The sequence below is a fragment of the Zobellia sp. 1_MG-2023 genome, from assembly GCF_030549125.1.
GTDB classification, from domain to species: domain Bacteria; phylum Bacteroidota; class Bacteroidia; order Flavobacteriales; family Flavobacteriaceae; genus Zobellia; species Zobellia russellii.
This window is the reverse complement of the sequence record NZ_JAUOSY010000012.1, coordinates 125,057-137,912: the sequence shown is the minus strand read 5'-3', so window position 1 is coordinate 137,912 and position 12,856 is coordinate 125,057. Positions and strand designations below refer to the sequence as shown.

At 38.4% G+C, this 12,856-nt stretch carries 13 protein-coding genes and 2 tRNA genes; 10 read left to right on the top strand and 5 right to left on the bottom strand.

All coding sequences use genetic code 11. The features are described from left to right. From Q4597_RS18705 to rpsT, 3 genes are all read left to right on the top strand, one after another. Positions 1-71, top strand: a tRNA-Glu gene (locus Q4597_RS18705). A gap of 38 nt (positions 72-109) precedes the next feature. After that, positions 110-181: transfer RNA gene (locus tag Q4597_RS18700), tRNA-Glu, on the top strand. Between the two features lie 51 nt (positions 182-232). Continuing rightward, the gene (gene rpsT, locus Q4597_RS18695; RefSeq protein WP_215441368.1) at positions 233-484 is read left to right on the top strand and encodes a 30S ribosomal protein S20; all 252 of its coding nucleotides are present in this window, start codon (positions 233-235) and stop codon (positions 482-484) included. Positions 485-1,278: 794 nt separating this feature from the next. On the opposite strand, the gene Q4597_RS18690 is transcribed toward rpsT, so the two are convergent. Next, positions 1,279-2,025, bottom strand: coding sequence for a hypothetical protein (locus Q4597_RS18690; protein WP_303407613.1), 747 nt, complete (start codon positions 2,023-2,025; stop codon positions 1,279-1,281). A gap of 276 nt (positions 2,026-2,301) precedes the next feature. Beyond that, positions 2,302-3,921 carry a transcription termination factor Rho gene (gene rho / locus Q4597_RS18685; protein WP_303407612.1) on the bottom strand — a complete coding sequence of 540 codons (1,620 nt, stop codon included), beginning with the start codon at positions 3,919-3,921 and terminating at the stop codon, positions 2,302-2,304. A 193-nt stretch (positions 3,922-4,114) separates the two neighbouring features. Between rho and Q4597_RS18680 the strand changes: the two genes are divergently transcribed. The 3 genes from Q4597_RS18680 to Q4597_RS18670 all read left to right on the top strand — a co-directional run bounded on the left by Q4597_RS18680 (position 4,115) and on the right by Q4597_RS18670 (position 6,278). Further along, the gene (locus Q4597_RS18680) at positions 4,115-4,525 is read left to right on the top strand and encodes a DUF4293 domain-containing protein (RefSeq protein WP_215912593.1); all 411 of its coding nucleotides are present in this window, start codon (positions 4,115-4,117) and stop codon (positions 4,523-4,525) included. Between the two features lie 268 nt (positions 4,526-4,793). After that, on the top strand, positions 4,794-5,291 hold the full coding sequence (locus Q4597_RS18675) for a hypothetical protein (RefSeq protein ID WP_289041474.1): 498 nt from the start codon (positions 4,794-4,796) through the stop codon (positions 5,289-5,291). Positions 5,292-5,417: 126 nt separating this feature from the next. Beyond that, the gene (locus tag Q4597_RS18670; protein WP_215912594.1) at positions 5,418-6,278 is read left to right on the top strand and encodes a hypothetical protein; all 861 of its coding nucleotides are present in this window, start codon (positions 5,418-5,420) and stop codon (positions 6,276-6,278) included. A 47-nt stretch (positions 6,279-6,325) separates the two neighbouring features. Here the strand turns inward: Q4597_RS18670 and Q4597_RS18665 are convergent, their stop codons facing one another. Further along, entirely contained in the window at positions 6,326-6,820 is a 495-nt protein-coding gene (locus Q4597_RS18665) for a metallophosphoesterase (protein ID WP_215441374.1), read from the bottom strand. Positions 6,821-6,932: 112 nt separating this feature from the next. Here Q4597_RS18665 and truA point away from each other — a divergent pair, with 112 nt between their 5' ends. Both truA and Q4597_RS18655 read left to right on the top strand, forming a co-directional pair. Beyond that, positions 6,933-7,685, top strand: coding sequence for a tRNA pseudouridine(38-40) synthase TruA (gene truA / locus Q4597_RS18660; protein ID WP_215441376.1), 753 nt, complete (start codon positions 6,933-6,935; stop codon positions 7,683-7,685). After that, positions 7,678-9,444: an ABC transporter ATP-binding protein gene (locus Q4597_RS18655; protein ID WP_215441377.1), complete on the top strand. Its 1,767-nt coding sequence runs from the start codon at positions 7,678-7,680 to the stop codon at positions 9,442-9,444. The genes truA and Q4597_RS18655 overlap by 8 nt, the downstream gene beginning before the upstream one ends. Here Q4597_RS18655 and Q4597_RS18650 read toward each other — a convergent pair. Further along, positions 9,441-10,229 (bottom strand): diadenylate cyclase, encoded by a 789-nt coding sequence (locus Q4597_RS18650; RefSeq protein ID WP_215441378.1) that lies wholly within the window; start codon positions 10,227-10,229, stop codon positions 9,441-9,443. The two genes, Q4597_RS18655 and Q4597_RS18650, sit on opposite strands and share 4 nt — an antisense overlap. Positions 10,230-10,270: 41 nt before the next feature. Continuing rightward, complete coding sequence (gene folP, locus Q4597_RS18645) at positions 10,271-11,098, bottom strand: dihydropteroate synthase (RefSeq protein ID WP_303407610.1); 828 nt, start codon at positions 11,096-11,098, stop codon at positions 10,271-10,273. 107 nt (positions 11,099-11,205) lie between these two features. Between folP and Q4597_RS18640 the strand changes: the two genes are divergently transcribed. Then, complete coding sequence (locus Q4597_RS18640; protein ID WP_215912599.1) at positions 11,206-11,754, top strand: DUF1599 domain-containing protein; 549 nt, start codon at positions 11,206-11,208, stop codon at positions 11,752-11,754. Position 11,755: 1 nt separating this feature from the next. Continuing rightward, positions 11,756-12,853, top strand: coding sequence for a BT_3928 family protein (locus Q4597_RS18635; RefSeq protein ID WP_303407609.1), 1,098 nt, complete (start codon positions 11,756-11,758; stop codon positions 12,851-12,853). Positions 12,854-12,856 lie beyond the last annotated feature (3 nt).

Sequence of the window (12,856 nt, the reverse complement as noted above, 5' to 3'; positions counted from 1 at the left end):
GTCCGTTCGTCTAGGGGTTAGGACGCCAGGTTTTCATCCTGGTAACAGGGGTTCGATTCCCCTACGGACTACAAAAGTAAATTGGGTGTTATCCCTAAATTAGATTAATGGTCCGTTCGTCTAGGGGTTAGGACGCCAGGTTTTCATCCTGGTAACAGGGGTTCGATTCCCCTACGGACTACAAAAGGTTCTAGAAGGAATTTTTAAAAAAATTATAACAAGTTAGAAGAAGATGGCAAATCACAAGTCAGCATTAAAAAGAATCAGAAGAAACGAAGCAGTACGTCTTCGTAACAGATATCAGCATAAAACTACGCGTAATGCTATCAAAAAGTTGCGTGGTGAAGAGAACAAGAAAGATGCTGAAGCTTTGTTGCCTAGCATTGTTAGTATGATCGATAAATTGGCTAAGCGTAATATTATCCATAATAACAAAGCGGCTAACTTAAAAAGTAAATTAGCAAAGCACGTTGCTGCATTGTAAGATTTATATGATTTATTCAAAAAAGCCCTGATGCAATGCATCAGGGCTTTTTTTTGTGCTCTATTTGTTTGGTTTTAGCTGCGCAGTCTTCGTTTCATTCTTATGAAGCCTATAACAAAACAGAGGTAGCTTACGATAATTAGCGTTAGATGAATTCTTTTTACTATCGGTGGAGTTGGTGTTTCTTGAATTGAATGAATGTATCTAATGACTTTGATTGGCAGGTAGCCTGCATAAAAAATAATTAAGCCGGTACTTAACCAGAACAAAAGGTTTTCTTTGGTTGGGAAAAATTTATCTATTGCAAAGAATTTTTTTAAGTACAATGTACAGGTGTAAATAAGAACTATGCCGCCAGCTAGATAGGAATATACCTGAGGGAGTCTACTAAAGTCATCAATAAAGGCGTTTATTAAACAGATGAACAAGAAGAAAATGGCCCCATATAGTATATTCTGCTTTTGTTTTGAATCGTCAATATAAAATCTAAAAATATAATAGAAGTAGAGATAAAATATCAGCATATAGATATTGTAAATCACTATGTTATTGTTACGATAAGTGTTTGCAGAAATTAAACTGAATTCTTCATAGTTGTTTATAAGGTAGCCAAGGAATTCATTTAACAAGGTGTAAAAGAATATTATTGGCAGGTATTTAAGTTTTGAATCAAAATACTTTGGGTACCTAAATAAAGCCAATCCCAATGTAATTACATACATTGGGATTAGCGAATTTTTCAAAAAGTAATCTAGATCTATCAAAAGATAAATATTAATTTAAAATACTGGCTATTAATCGCTTGAGTGCCCTTCGTTCTTTGTAGTGCTTTTAGGGGCAAAGTATGGCTTGGGAGCAGAGAACAGGTTAGGTAAAAATGAAGCTTCATTTTTGCTGTTCGGAGTCATTTGGTCTCCTTTGCCGTGCATGTCATTGAAGTTGTCCTTTAGGAGAACAATTCTTTCTCTTCCTTTTTTAGAATCGTCAATATAAAATATATGGTTGCCACCATCTCTTTTTACTGTAGGAGACATCATAACCGTATTTTGTCTTGGATGCTTTACCGGTTTGCCATCTTCAAATTTCTTTTCGTTGGCATAATTGGCAAAGTAAAAGCGTAAGGTGGTTAATTTTTCTCCAGAGAGTTCGGCTTCCTTTTCAATATAGGCCATGTATTTTTTAAGGTCTTCATATTCATAGGAGACATAGCGCGCTACTTTAAATTTTCCCGGGTTAGCGATATCATCATTGCCACTTTCGGTACTTTGTGATTTTTTGTCGAACTGCTGTTTAGGATCTTTGTTATTGCGGTCTATGGCATCTTCATAATCTTGAATAAGGTCTACGCGTCTATCTTTGTAGTTGACGTATAGTTTGTGGGCCTTTTCAGGCATGATAATACCATTGCTGTAAGCAGTGTCCACAGCAGTTTCACCGGGGCATTCCGGACAAGGTTTGCTATTTTTTTCAACACAACCGGTAACCATTAAAAAAAGAAATAATGTTGCGCAAGCCAGCGCTGGTTTTAACGAATTTTTCATGACATAAGTTTTTAAAGTTCTACTTGTTATACATGCAAAATTCGGGGGAAGAAAAATTTTTGCTCCATAAAGATATCCGAAAAAACGGATATTTCGGGTTTAGGCTACAGAATTCCGTAATTTTTAGGTGATTATATAGATGGAAAAATGTAGGGTTTTGGTTCTTCTTTGAAGATAGGTGTTAAGAATTTTGTCCATAAAAAAATCCTGAATTCCCATTTTTTAATTGGGAACCCAGGATTCTATTGTTTGATATTTCAGTAAATGAATCTGTGTTTATTGATTCATTGTAAGCAAAAATTCTTCGTTGTTTTTGGTCTGTTTAATACGTTGTTCAATAAATTCCATAGCTTCTACAGGATTCATATCTGCCAAGTATTTTCTTAAGATCCACATGCGCTGTATTGTACTTTCGTCCAACAGCAAATCATCACGTCTGGTACTTGAAGAAGTAAGGTCTATTGCAGGGAAAATTCTTCTGTTAGAAATCTTACGGTCTAACTGAAGTTCCATGTTACCTGTTCCTTTGAATTCTTCAAAAATAACCTCGTCCATTTTTGAACCGGTCTCTGTTAGTGCGGTTGCTATGATAGAAAGTGATCCACCGCCTTCTATATTTCTTGCAGCACCAAAGAATCTTTTAGGCTTATGAAGTGCATTGGCATCTACACCACCACTCAATACCTTACCGGATGCCGGTTGTACCGTGTTATAGGCTCTGGCCAAACGGGTTATGGAATCTAAAAGGATAACAACATCATGGCCACATTCTACCAAACGTTTTGCTTTTTCCAAAACAATATTGGCTACACGTACATGTTCCGTAGCTTCTTTATCAAAAGTAGAGGCTACAACTTCGCCACGTACGTTACGTTGCATGTCCGTTACCTCTTCAGGACGTTCGTCAATAAGTAAAATTATTTGGTAAACCTCAGGGTGATTAGCAGCAATTGCATTGGCAACAGCTTTTAATAACATGGTTTTACCCGTTTTTGGTTGGGATACGATCATACCTCTTTGTCCTTTTCCTATAGGAGAGAACAAATCAATAATTCTAGTAGAGATATTACTTTGCCTGTCGGCCAAGTTAAATTTTTCTTGTGGGAAAAGAGGGGTCAAATGCTCAAAGGACACACGGTCTCTAACGATTTGAGGGTCTATCCCGTTTATTTTGTTCACCTTGATCAGCGGAAAATACTTTTCGCCTTCCTTTGGAGGTCTTACGTTACCTAAAACGGTATCTCCTGTTTTAAGACCAAAAAGTCTAATCTGTGATTGTGATACATAAATATCATCTGGAGACGAAAGATAATTGTAATCAGAAGAGCGTAAGAAGCCATAACCATCTTGCATGATGTCCAAAACACCTTCACTTTCTATGATACTGTCAAACTCAAATTCTGGTTCTTTGTATCGGTTTTTCAAGTCCTTATCAAAGTTACTCTTGTCATAAGTAGACTTTTGGTGACGTTGATTTTTATTGTTGGAATTGTTGTTGCCGTTGGAAGTGTTCTGGTTTTTGTGTTGAGGGTTGTTCTTAGGTTCCCTTTTAACAGGTCTTGGGCGAGGTTTTTTTACTTCTGCTTGTGCTGGTGTAGATTCTTTGGTTTCCGGATTTTTCTTTGGAGCGGGAGTAGCGGTTTTAGTTTCGGGTTTCTTGGTTTCAGGAGCTATCCTAGGCTTACGTGCTCTTGGTTTTGGCTTAGGTTTAGGTTTTTCCTCAGTTTTAGGGGCGGTTACCTCTGCTACAACTTTGGGGTTGGCTGCTTGTACATCCAAGATTTGATAAACAAGGTCCAGCTTTTTTAAGGTTTTGAACTTTGGCACATTTAAGCCTTTGGCAATTTCCTGCAATTCAGGCAGTTTTTTTGCTTTTAAATCTGAAATTTCAAACATTAAGTATGATATAAATTATACGTCTCTAGTATTGATAAGAAGTGAATTGTTATCCGAGTATTACGAGGGAAAGATTTCCCAATAGGTAAGTGTAATAACTAATAATCTCACAATATTACGAATTATTTTGCTTGTGACACCGTTTTTTTTCAAAAAGACGTGTATTTTTGTGGGGCAAAATTGCGTTTAGAGAATGATTCAAAGAATACAGACGGTTTTTTTATTAGTAGTAGTTCTTATTGCAGGGGTATTGCCGTTCTGGGTAAATTTGTGGTCAGATGCGGAGGGAAATGAAATTTTTGCAAAAAATGACGTTTTTATATCGGGAGCGTTTTATGTTTCCGCTTTACTGGCGCTTATTGCCATTGTGCTGTTTAAAAATAGAAAAAATCAATTTGTGATGAACAGATTGAATATGATATTGAATCTTTTTTTACTAGGATTTTTCGTTTATAGGTCGCTAAATTTATCCGGAGAGATTTCGGTCTCGGAGAAGGGTATTGGGATGCTCATTCCTATTATTTCTATCGTTTTCTTGGTTCTTGCCAATAGAGCCATTAAGAAGGATGAGGATCTTGTAAAATCTGTTGATCGTTTGCGATAAACCTTACATCTTAGTAGTATTAGTGCGTAAAACCCGGAGTAGTTACCGGGTTTTTTTATGCTTTCCATTTAGTTGAAAAACCGTTCCGGTTTGTGAAGTATCACAAAAGTATCTCAGAATGCGAATTTAATGTGATAGACTTTTCATCTTTTCTTGAATTCTTCGTGATACCACCTTTCTATGTTTGTCCCAAGAAACAACGGAGCTATCGATAGTCGGTAACGAAACTGTTTCAAAAACAATTAAACAATTTAAAAATTTTACGATTATGAAAAACAGAAAATTTTCTTTCGCACTAGTAGCTTTTGCCATGACAGCTTTTGTAGTTAGTTGTTCGGATGATGATGTAGAAACAGTAACAGTAACAGAAACGGTTACCGAAACAGAAACTGTTGAAGTAGATTCATCCATGCCAATTGGTGATTTAACAGTAGCTAGAAGCGGAAACTTAACAGCAGAGAGTGGTACGCCTACCCAAGGTCTTGTAGAATTGGGCGCAGATACGGAAAGCACCAATTTTGTGCATTTTGATGATGACTTTATGACAGAATTGGGAACAGGTACAGTAGGTATCTTTTTCTCTACTTCAGAAACTTTTACTGCTGACCCTGCCAATGGAAACCCAGATTTAATGTTGATCGGCAACGTACAGGGTAATGGTGAAATGTACATCAAGTTAGATGCAGCTCCTGAGGATAAATATACTCACATTATTTTATGGTGTGCTACTGCAAACATTCCTTTTGGAAATGTACAATTGCAGTAATTAGAATTTTATGGCCTTTGGGAATAGAGACACATGATTCTGTTTTTCTATGTCTCCCAAAGGCTTTTTCTTTTTTGGGTGAAGCTAACAAATAGGTTACCTCGCCCAAACAAATAAAACAGAGTTATGAAAAATAATAAATATATAGTTCTCTTGGTATTCTCCTTTTGTGCAGCTTACGTACAGGCGCAGAGTGGGTGGACAAGAGAAGCAAAGGGATTTTATGTTCAGGCTACTGCATCATATTTTTCCTCTAATGATTACTATACTACAGAAGGTAGACTGGCCGATCAGGGTAGTACGTTCAACAGTGGCGGACTTTTGATTTACGGTGAGTACGGTATTTCCGATAGGTTTACCGCTATATTGGATGTGCCATTGGTAAGATTGAATAGTTTTAGTACCACCGAAACCGTTGCTGGGGTAGGTAACATTCAATTGGCAATAAAATATAGACTGTTAAAGAGCTTTCCGCTATCGCTCCAAGTTGGGTTGGATATACCTAGTAATGATGGTGAGAATTTTGCGCGATCCAACACTGCGGATGACTTTGGTCAGTTTAACGAAATTAACCTTCCGCTTTCGGACGGGGAATTTAATGTATGGACCACCTTAGCGGCATCTCATGGTTTTGCTAATGGAAAAACGTATGCTTCCGCCTTTACAAGCATCAATTTCAGAACGGAGTCTTTTAGCAATCAACTTCAGGTTGGAGCAGAGGTAGGGCACTTGTTTTTTGATAAGCTGTATCTAATAGGGAAGTTAAAAATTCAAGAACGGTTATCGTCCGAGAACAATGTTCAAAGCGGTTCTTTTCTATATGGTGAAGGAACTACGTTTACCAATTTTGGTTTAACGTCTATGTACAAGTTAACGAACCATTTGAATTTGGTAGCCAACTATTCCGATTATTCCGGTTTTCTGGTAGAGCGAAAGAATATATATGACGGGGGCACTTTTTCATTGGGCCTTTCTTTGGAATATTAGCTAGGGTAAAAAATTGGGGCGCCCAATGGTTTTGGTGCCCTATATTTTTACCTTTTTCCAATTTCTATTACTTCTAGATCCTTTATGTCATTTCCATCAATTACAAAACGAAGCATTGTTCTCATTTGGTGAAAACCGTGCTTTCCGCAGGCACCAGGATTCATATGTAGCACACCCAATTTTTTGTCCATCATTACTTTTAGGATATGTGAATGTCCGCAAATGAACAGTTTAGGTGGGTTTGCTTTAATAACATCGCGGGTTCTAATATTGTATTTGGGTGGGTATCCGCCAATGTGCGTCATATAAACTTCTACACCTTCACAGAAAAAACGACTATCTAATGGAAATTCTTTTTGAATAACATGGTCGTCTATGTTTCCGTAAACCGCTCTTAGGGGTTTAATTTTTTTTAAGGTATCGGTTACTTCCAAAGTGCCTATATCACCTGCATGCCATATTTCATCCGCTTGACGGGCATATTTTAAAATAGTATCATCCATATGCGAATGGGTGTCGGATAGCAATAGAATCTTGGTCATAAACGGATTTGAAATTAAATGATGGGTTGTGGCTTGGCTACTATTTTATAGTGCCTTGTTTCGTTTGTTCAAAGAAAAGTATCTTTGCTGCTCACAAAATTAAAGGTTTCGGTTGAGATATTTCGTTGAATTTTCATACTTGGGCAAGGATTACCATGGTTGGCAAAACCAGCCCAATGCAATTTCTGTACAGGAAGTTCTGGAAAAGGCATTTTCTACTTTGTTACGGACTCCTCTGGCTTTGACCGGTGCGGGAAGGACAGATGCGGGTGTGCATGCCAAACAAATGTTCGCTCATTTTGAGGTTGACGAGATTCAAAACTTGGAGCAATTGGTTTATAGGTTGAATTCGCTTTTGCCCGAAGCTATTGCCGTTCATGATATTTTTGCTGTTCATGAAGATGCCCACGCCCGTTTCGATGCCCAAGAGCGTACCTATGAATATTGGGTGCTACAAAATAAAAATCCGTTTTATATTGATTTTGCCCATTACGTAAAACACCCCTTGGATATAGGAGCTATGAACGATGCTGCTCAATTCCTTTTACAATTCAGTGATTTTGAATGTTTTTCCAAGACACATACAGACGTAAAGACCTATTTGTGCGATGTTAAAAAGGCGGTTTGGGAAATAAAAGACGATAAATTGGTGTTTACTATAACTGCAGATCGCTTTTTAAGAAATATGGTACGTGCCGTGGTTGGTACGTTACTGGATGTAGGCACGGGAAAAATAAAACCGGCCCATGTTAAATCAATCATAAATAGCAAGAACAGGGGCAATGCCGGCCCATCGGTACCGGCAAAAGGGCTATATTTGACCTCTGTTTTATACCCCAAAAAGATTACTGAAAAACATGGATAAAGATTCGGGAAAAGCATTTGACATGAGGCTGTTCAAACGGCTGTTAGCGCATACACGTCCGTATCGAGTTACTTTTTACGGGGTAGCCCTTGCGGCTATTCTGTTATCCGGATTTGCCGTGATGACCCCAATAATTGTTCAGAGAATTATTGATGATGCCATTAAATTGGGAGACGAAGACAAGCTGTTGTTTCTTACTATGGCTATGGCAGGTGTTCTTTTGGGGCAGGTTATTTGTCAGCTTTTGTTTAATTACTACGCCAACTGGTTAGGGGAATCTGTTATAAAGGATATCCGTATCAACCTATTTAAGCATATGCTGGGTTTCAGAATGAAATATTTTGATAATTCCTCATTGGGTGTGCTGGTAACACGGGCCGTTGCGGATATGCAGCGGATCGGTGAAATTTTTAGCCAAGGCTTTTTTGTTATTGTTGCGGATTTGTTGAAAATGTTCGTGGCGGCCGTGGTAATGTTGATAATGAACTGGCGGCTGGCCCTTATTGTTTTTGCCATTTTACCGTTAATTCTCTATGCAACACGTTTGTTCCAAAAGGCAATGAAAGTGGCGTTTGCAGAAGTTAGGGCCCAGGTGTCCAATCTCAATTCTTTTGTGCAGGAACGAATAACGGGCATGAAAATCGTGCAGTTGTTCACGCGTGAAAAAATTGAAAGCGAGAAATTTAGGGTCATTAATGAAAAACACCAAAACGCTTGGTTAAAAACGGTTTGGTACAATTCCATCTTTTTCCCGATTGCAGAAATCGTTTCGTCAATTGCTGTGGGTTTAATTGTTTGGTACGGCGGACTCCAAAATGTATCCGACCTTTCTAAGGAAGAGCTGGGTACGTTATTTGCATTTATACTGTTGATCGATATGCTTTTTAGGCCCTTGCGCCAAATTGCGGATAAGTTCAATACGTTGCAAATGGGTATGGTAGCGGCTAACCGGGTCTTTAAAATTTTAGATACCCAAAGTAATATACAGGATGTGGGTACTGTGGTCAAAGAGAATGTAAAAGGAGATATAACCTTTAAGAACGTACGTTTTGGATATTTGGAAGATGAGGAAGTCTTGCATGGTATTTCATTTGAGGTAAAAGCAGGGGAGACGGTAGCAATTGTAGGAGCTACCGGTGCCGGAAAATCCACAATAATTAATTTATTGAATCGCTTCTATGAAATTAATTCAGGCTCTATTTTAGTTGATGGAGTAGATATTAAAGATTTCAGTTTGGCATCGCTTAGGTCTCAAATAGCAGTTGTTCTTCAAGATGTGTTCCTTTTTGCGGATACTATAGAGAACAATATATCCTTAAAGGACTCAAATGTTACTTTAGAGCTTATTGAAGAAGCGGCCAAACAGATTGGGGTAGATGAGTTTATTACCAGTCTTCCGGATGGCTATAAGTATAATGTAAAGGAAAGGGGAACAATGCTTTCAAGTGGGCAACGCCAACTTATTGCATTTTTACGGGCCTATGTAAGTAACCCCAGTATTTTGGTTTTGGATGAGGCAACGTCTTCCGTAGACACTTATTCTGAGCAACTAATACAGAGGGCTACGGAGAAAATAACAGAAGGCAGAACCTCTATAATAATTGCGCATCGTTTAGCTACGATTAAAAAAGCCGATACTATTATTGTAATGGATGCCGGTAAAATTGTTGAAACGGGAACCCACAAGCAGCTGTTGAAAAAAGGCGGGTATTACAGTAACCTTTACGAGGCACAGTTCCTTTCGGAAGAAGTAGCTTAGTCTATTAAGTCTTCTTTTATTATTGCAGTCAGCTCGTCCATGCTGCCAAAATCAACGAATCTTCCGTTTTTTATATAAGATATATTTCCGGTCTCTTCACTTACAACAAGTGCCAAGGCATCTGTTTTTTCAGTAACCCCAACGGCGGCCCTATGCCTAAGTCCGTAGCGCAATGGAATATTACGCTCATTGGAAACCGGTAAAATTGCTCGTGTAGCTACAATGTGGTTGTTTTCTATTATTGCGGCGCCATCATGTAGCGTGCTGTTCTTGTAAAAGATACTTTCAAGAATTGGTTTGTTCACTTCAATGAACATTTTATCGCCTGAAGATTTAATGAAATCCAAAGAGTTGTTTCGTTCCAGTACGATCAAAGCACCGGTTTTGGTAGAGCTCATTTTTTTGCAGGCAGCAACAATGGCGTCTACATCCATACTCACGGTTACGCCATCTTGCCTTAAAAATTTAAAATGCTTTATAAAGTTTCGCTTATTGGCAAAATTGGTAGAACCGATCATTAATAGGAACTTCCTTATCTCTTGCTGAAAAACTATGATTAGGGCAATAAGTCCCACTTGCATAAAGGCACCAACCAGACTGCTGATCATTTCCATGCCCAAGAGTTCGGTCAATTTCCAGAATCCCCAGACAATTACAATTCCAATAAAGATATTAATGGCAACAGAACCCCGTACCAACTTGTAAACATAATACAAGAGTATGGCTACTAGAATAATGTCTAGTATATCGGTAATCTTAAATTCTAGAAAATTCAGAAAGTCCAATCTGGAGGTGTTTTTGTAAAATTAGTGAAATCCATACACTTTTAACAAGGCATTAATTCTTCTGCAAGTTTAACACATTCATACGCTTCTTTAACGTCATGAACCCTTAAAATATTGGCGCCGTTCATAATTGCGGCCATATTAAGGGCAGTGGTTCCGTTTAAAGCATTTTTTGCATCGGTTTTAAGCACTTTGTAAATCATGGATTTTCGGCTTAGGCCTATAAGCAATGGATGCTCAAGATTATTGAAAAGCCCAAGTTTTTGTAAAACTTCATAATTCTGCTCTAAGGTTTTTGCAAACCCAAACCCGGGGTCTATAACAATGTCTACAATTCCCAAGGCCTTGGCGGCATTGATCCGTTCGGAGAAATAGGAAATTATATCAACTAGAAGGTCATTGTACGTGGTTTGCTGTTGCATGGTTTGAGGTGTGCCTTTCATGTGCATCATTATGTAGGGCACACGATGTTTAGCTACGGTTGGGAGCATTTGGTCGTCCAGCTTTCCGGCGGAAATATCATTTATCATGGCAGCTCCGGCATCAAGACAGGCAGCGGCCACTTTACTTCTAAAGGTGTCAATGGACAGAATAATATCCGGAAAGTGTTTCAGTAACAGTTCTGTTAGGGGAAGCATACGTTTTATTTCCTCTTCTTCCGTAACATGTTCGGCACCCGGTCTGGAACTGTAACCGCCCACATCTATAAAGGTGGCACCATCGTTCAGCATTTTCTCGGTCTGCTTTAAAATGGAGTCGTTGTCCCTGTATTTTCCGCCATCGTAAAATGAGTCTGGAGTACAGTTTAATATGCCCATCACTTTTGGGGTGGATAATTGGATGAGGTGGCCTTTGCAATTTAGTGTCATATATGATAAAGTTGAAGCGGTATTCCCTTGATTAACCAAGTTTAAAACACGAACTTTGAAAAATTCAGAATTTTGAGTGAAATTTACGCAAATTAGAAAGGATAGCCATGCAGAAGACTTCCGAACAATATGATGAGGTGATCAAAACCTGTAGAGACCTCTTTGAAAAGAAAATGAAGGATTACGGTAGTGCTTGGCGTATACTAAGACTTCCTTCGTTAACCGACCAGATTTTTATTAAGGCCCAGCGCATTCGGGGTCTTCAGGAAAACGAAGTTCATAAGGTGGATGAGGGCGAGCGTTCTGAATTTATTGGGATTATCAACTATTCCATAATGGCACTTGTTCAGCTGGAGAAAGGCGTGGCCGATCAACCGGACCTATCCGTAGAAGAGGCAGTGGCACTTTTTGACAAGCATGCTTTGGTTACTAAAACCCTAATGGAAAATAAGAACCATGACTACGGAGAGGCATGGCGAGACATGAGGGTAAGTTCCTTAACAGATCTTATTTTACAGAAACTTTTACGTGTAAAACAGATTGAGGATAATAAGGGTAAGACCTTAGTGAGCGAAGGTATAGATGCCAATTATCAGGATATGGTCAACTACGCAATTTTTGCAATGATCCATCTTGGTGTAAACTCTAAATCATAATATGAAATATCTTGTTGGCATTAGCCGAGTAATCGTAGGCATACTTTTTATTATCAGTGGTTTTATAAAATTGAACGATCCGGTTGGTTTTTCGTTCAAGCTAGAAGAATATTTTAGTCCGGGAGTTCTTGATCTTGCATTTTTTGAACCTCATGCACTTGCCATTTCTATTTTTGTCGTGATTTTTGAAGTGCTTTTGGGTGTGATGCTCTTAGTGGGTTTTAGGGTAAAATTTACCGTTTGGAGTCTGCTGCTCATGATTATAGGGTTTACATTTCTAACCTTTTACTCCGCTTATTTCAATAAGGTTACGGATTGCGGTTGTTTTGGAGATGCAATTAAACTAACGCCTTGGGAATCGTTTACGAAAGACATTATTCTTCTTGTGTTCATCATAATCCTTTTTAAGGGTAAGCAATATATAACACCAATAATTGGTGCCAATGCTAAAAGAATTGCTACGCTTGCCTCTTTGGTTTTGTGTATTGGATATTGTGTCTATGTGTTAAACCATCTACCGGTTATAGACTTTAGGCCCTATAAGATTGGGGCGAATATTAACGAAGGAATGATTGTTCCGGATGATGCTCCAAAGCCTATTTATGATTATGCTTGGCGGTTTAAGGTGAATGGAGAGGATAAAATTATAGTAACCCAAGGAGATTATCCGCAGGTAGATGGAGAATTCATTGATGTTGAAACTACAGAAGTCCAAAAGGGATACGAGCCTCCTATTCATGATTTTACCATAGAGCAGGAAGGTGTGAACCTTGCGGATACCTTACTGCAAGAACCCAAGTTGGTCATGATTATAGCTTATGACCTTAGAAAAACCAATAAGGATGTATATTCCGAGGTGAAAAAAGTTACGGACAAGGCTATAAAGAAAGGGTATAAGGTCATTGGTATGTCCGCCTCAAATAATGAGTTGACAGGCGCATTAAGAAAAGAATATAAATTGAATTTTGAATTCTATTTCACAGATGAAACCGCATTAAAAACAATAGTACGTTCCAACCCAGGGGCTTTGGTCTTGGAGAAAGGAACGATCAAACAAAAAGTACATTATAACGATTTGGATGAGTTGGTTTTTGAATAATTT

Coding starts and splice junctions, on each gene's coding strand:
- Q4597_RS18680 (WP_215912593.1), top strand. CDS start 4,115: ATGATTCAAAGAATACAGACGGTTTTTTTATTAGTAGTAGTTCTTATT.
- rpsT (WP_215441368.1), top strand. CDS start 233: ATGGCAAATCACAAGTCAGCATTAAAAAGAATCAGAAGAAACGAAGCA.
- Q4597_RS18670 (WP_215912594.1), top strand. CDS start 5,418: ATGAAAAATAATAAATATATAGTTCTCTTGGTATTCTCCTTTTGTGCA.
- folP (WP_303407610.1), bottom strand. CDS start 11,098: ATGACACTAAATTGCAAAGGCCACCTCATCCAATTATCCACCCCAAAA.
- Q4597_RS18640 (WP_215912599.1), top strand. CDS start 11,206: ATGCAGAAGACTTCCGAACAATATGATGAGGTGATCAAAACCTGTAGA.
- Q4597_RS18675 (WP_289041474.1), top strand. CDS start 4,794: ATGAAAAACAGAAAATTTTCTTTCGCACTAGTAGCTTTTGCCATGACA.
- rho (WP_303407612.1), bottom strand. CDS start 3,921: ATGTTTGAAATTTCAGATTTAAAAGCAAAAAAACTGCCTGAATTGCAG.
- Q4597_RS18665 (WP_215441374.1), bottom strand. CDS start 6,820: ATGACCAAGATTCTATTGCTATCCGACACCCATTCGCATATGGATGAT.
- Q4597_RS18655 (WP_215441377.1), top strand. CDS start 7,678: ATGGATAAAGATTCGGGAAAAGCATTTGACATGAGGCTGTTCAAACGG.
- Q4597_RS18635 (WP_303407609.1), top strand. CDS start 11,756: ATGAAATATCTTGTTGGCATTAGCCGAGTAATCGTAGGCATACTTTTT.
- Q4597_RS18690 (WP_303407613.1), bottom strand. CDS start 2,025: ATGAAAAATTCGTTAAAACCAGCGCTGGCTTGCGCAACATTATTTCTT.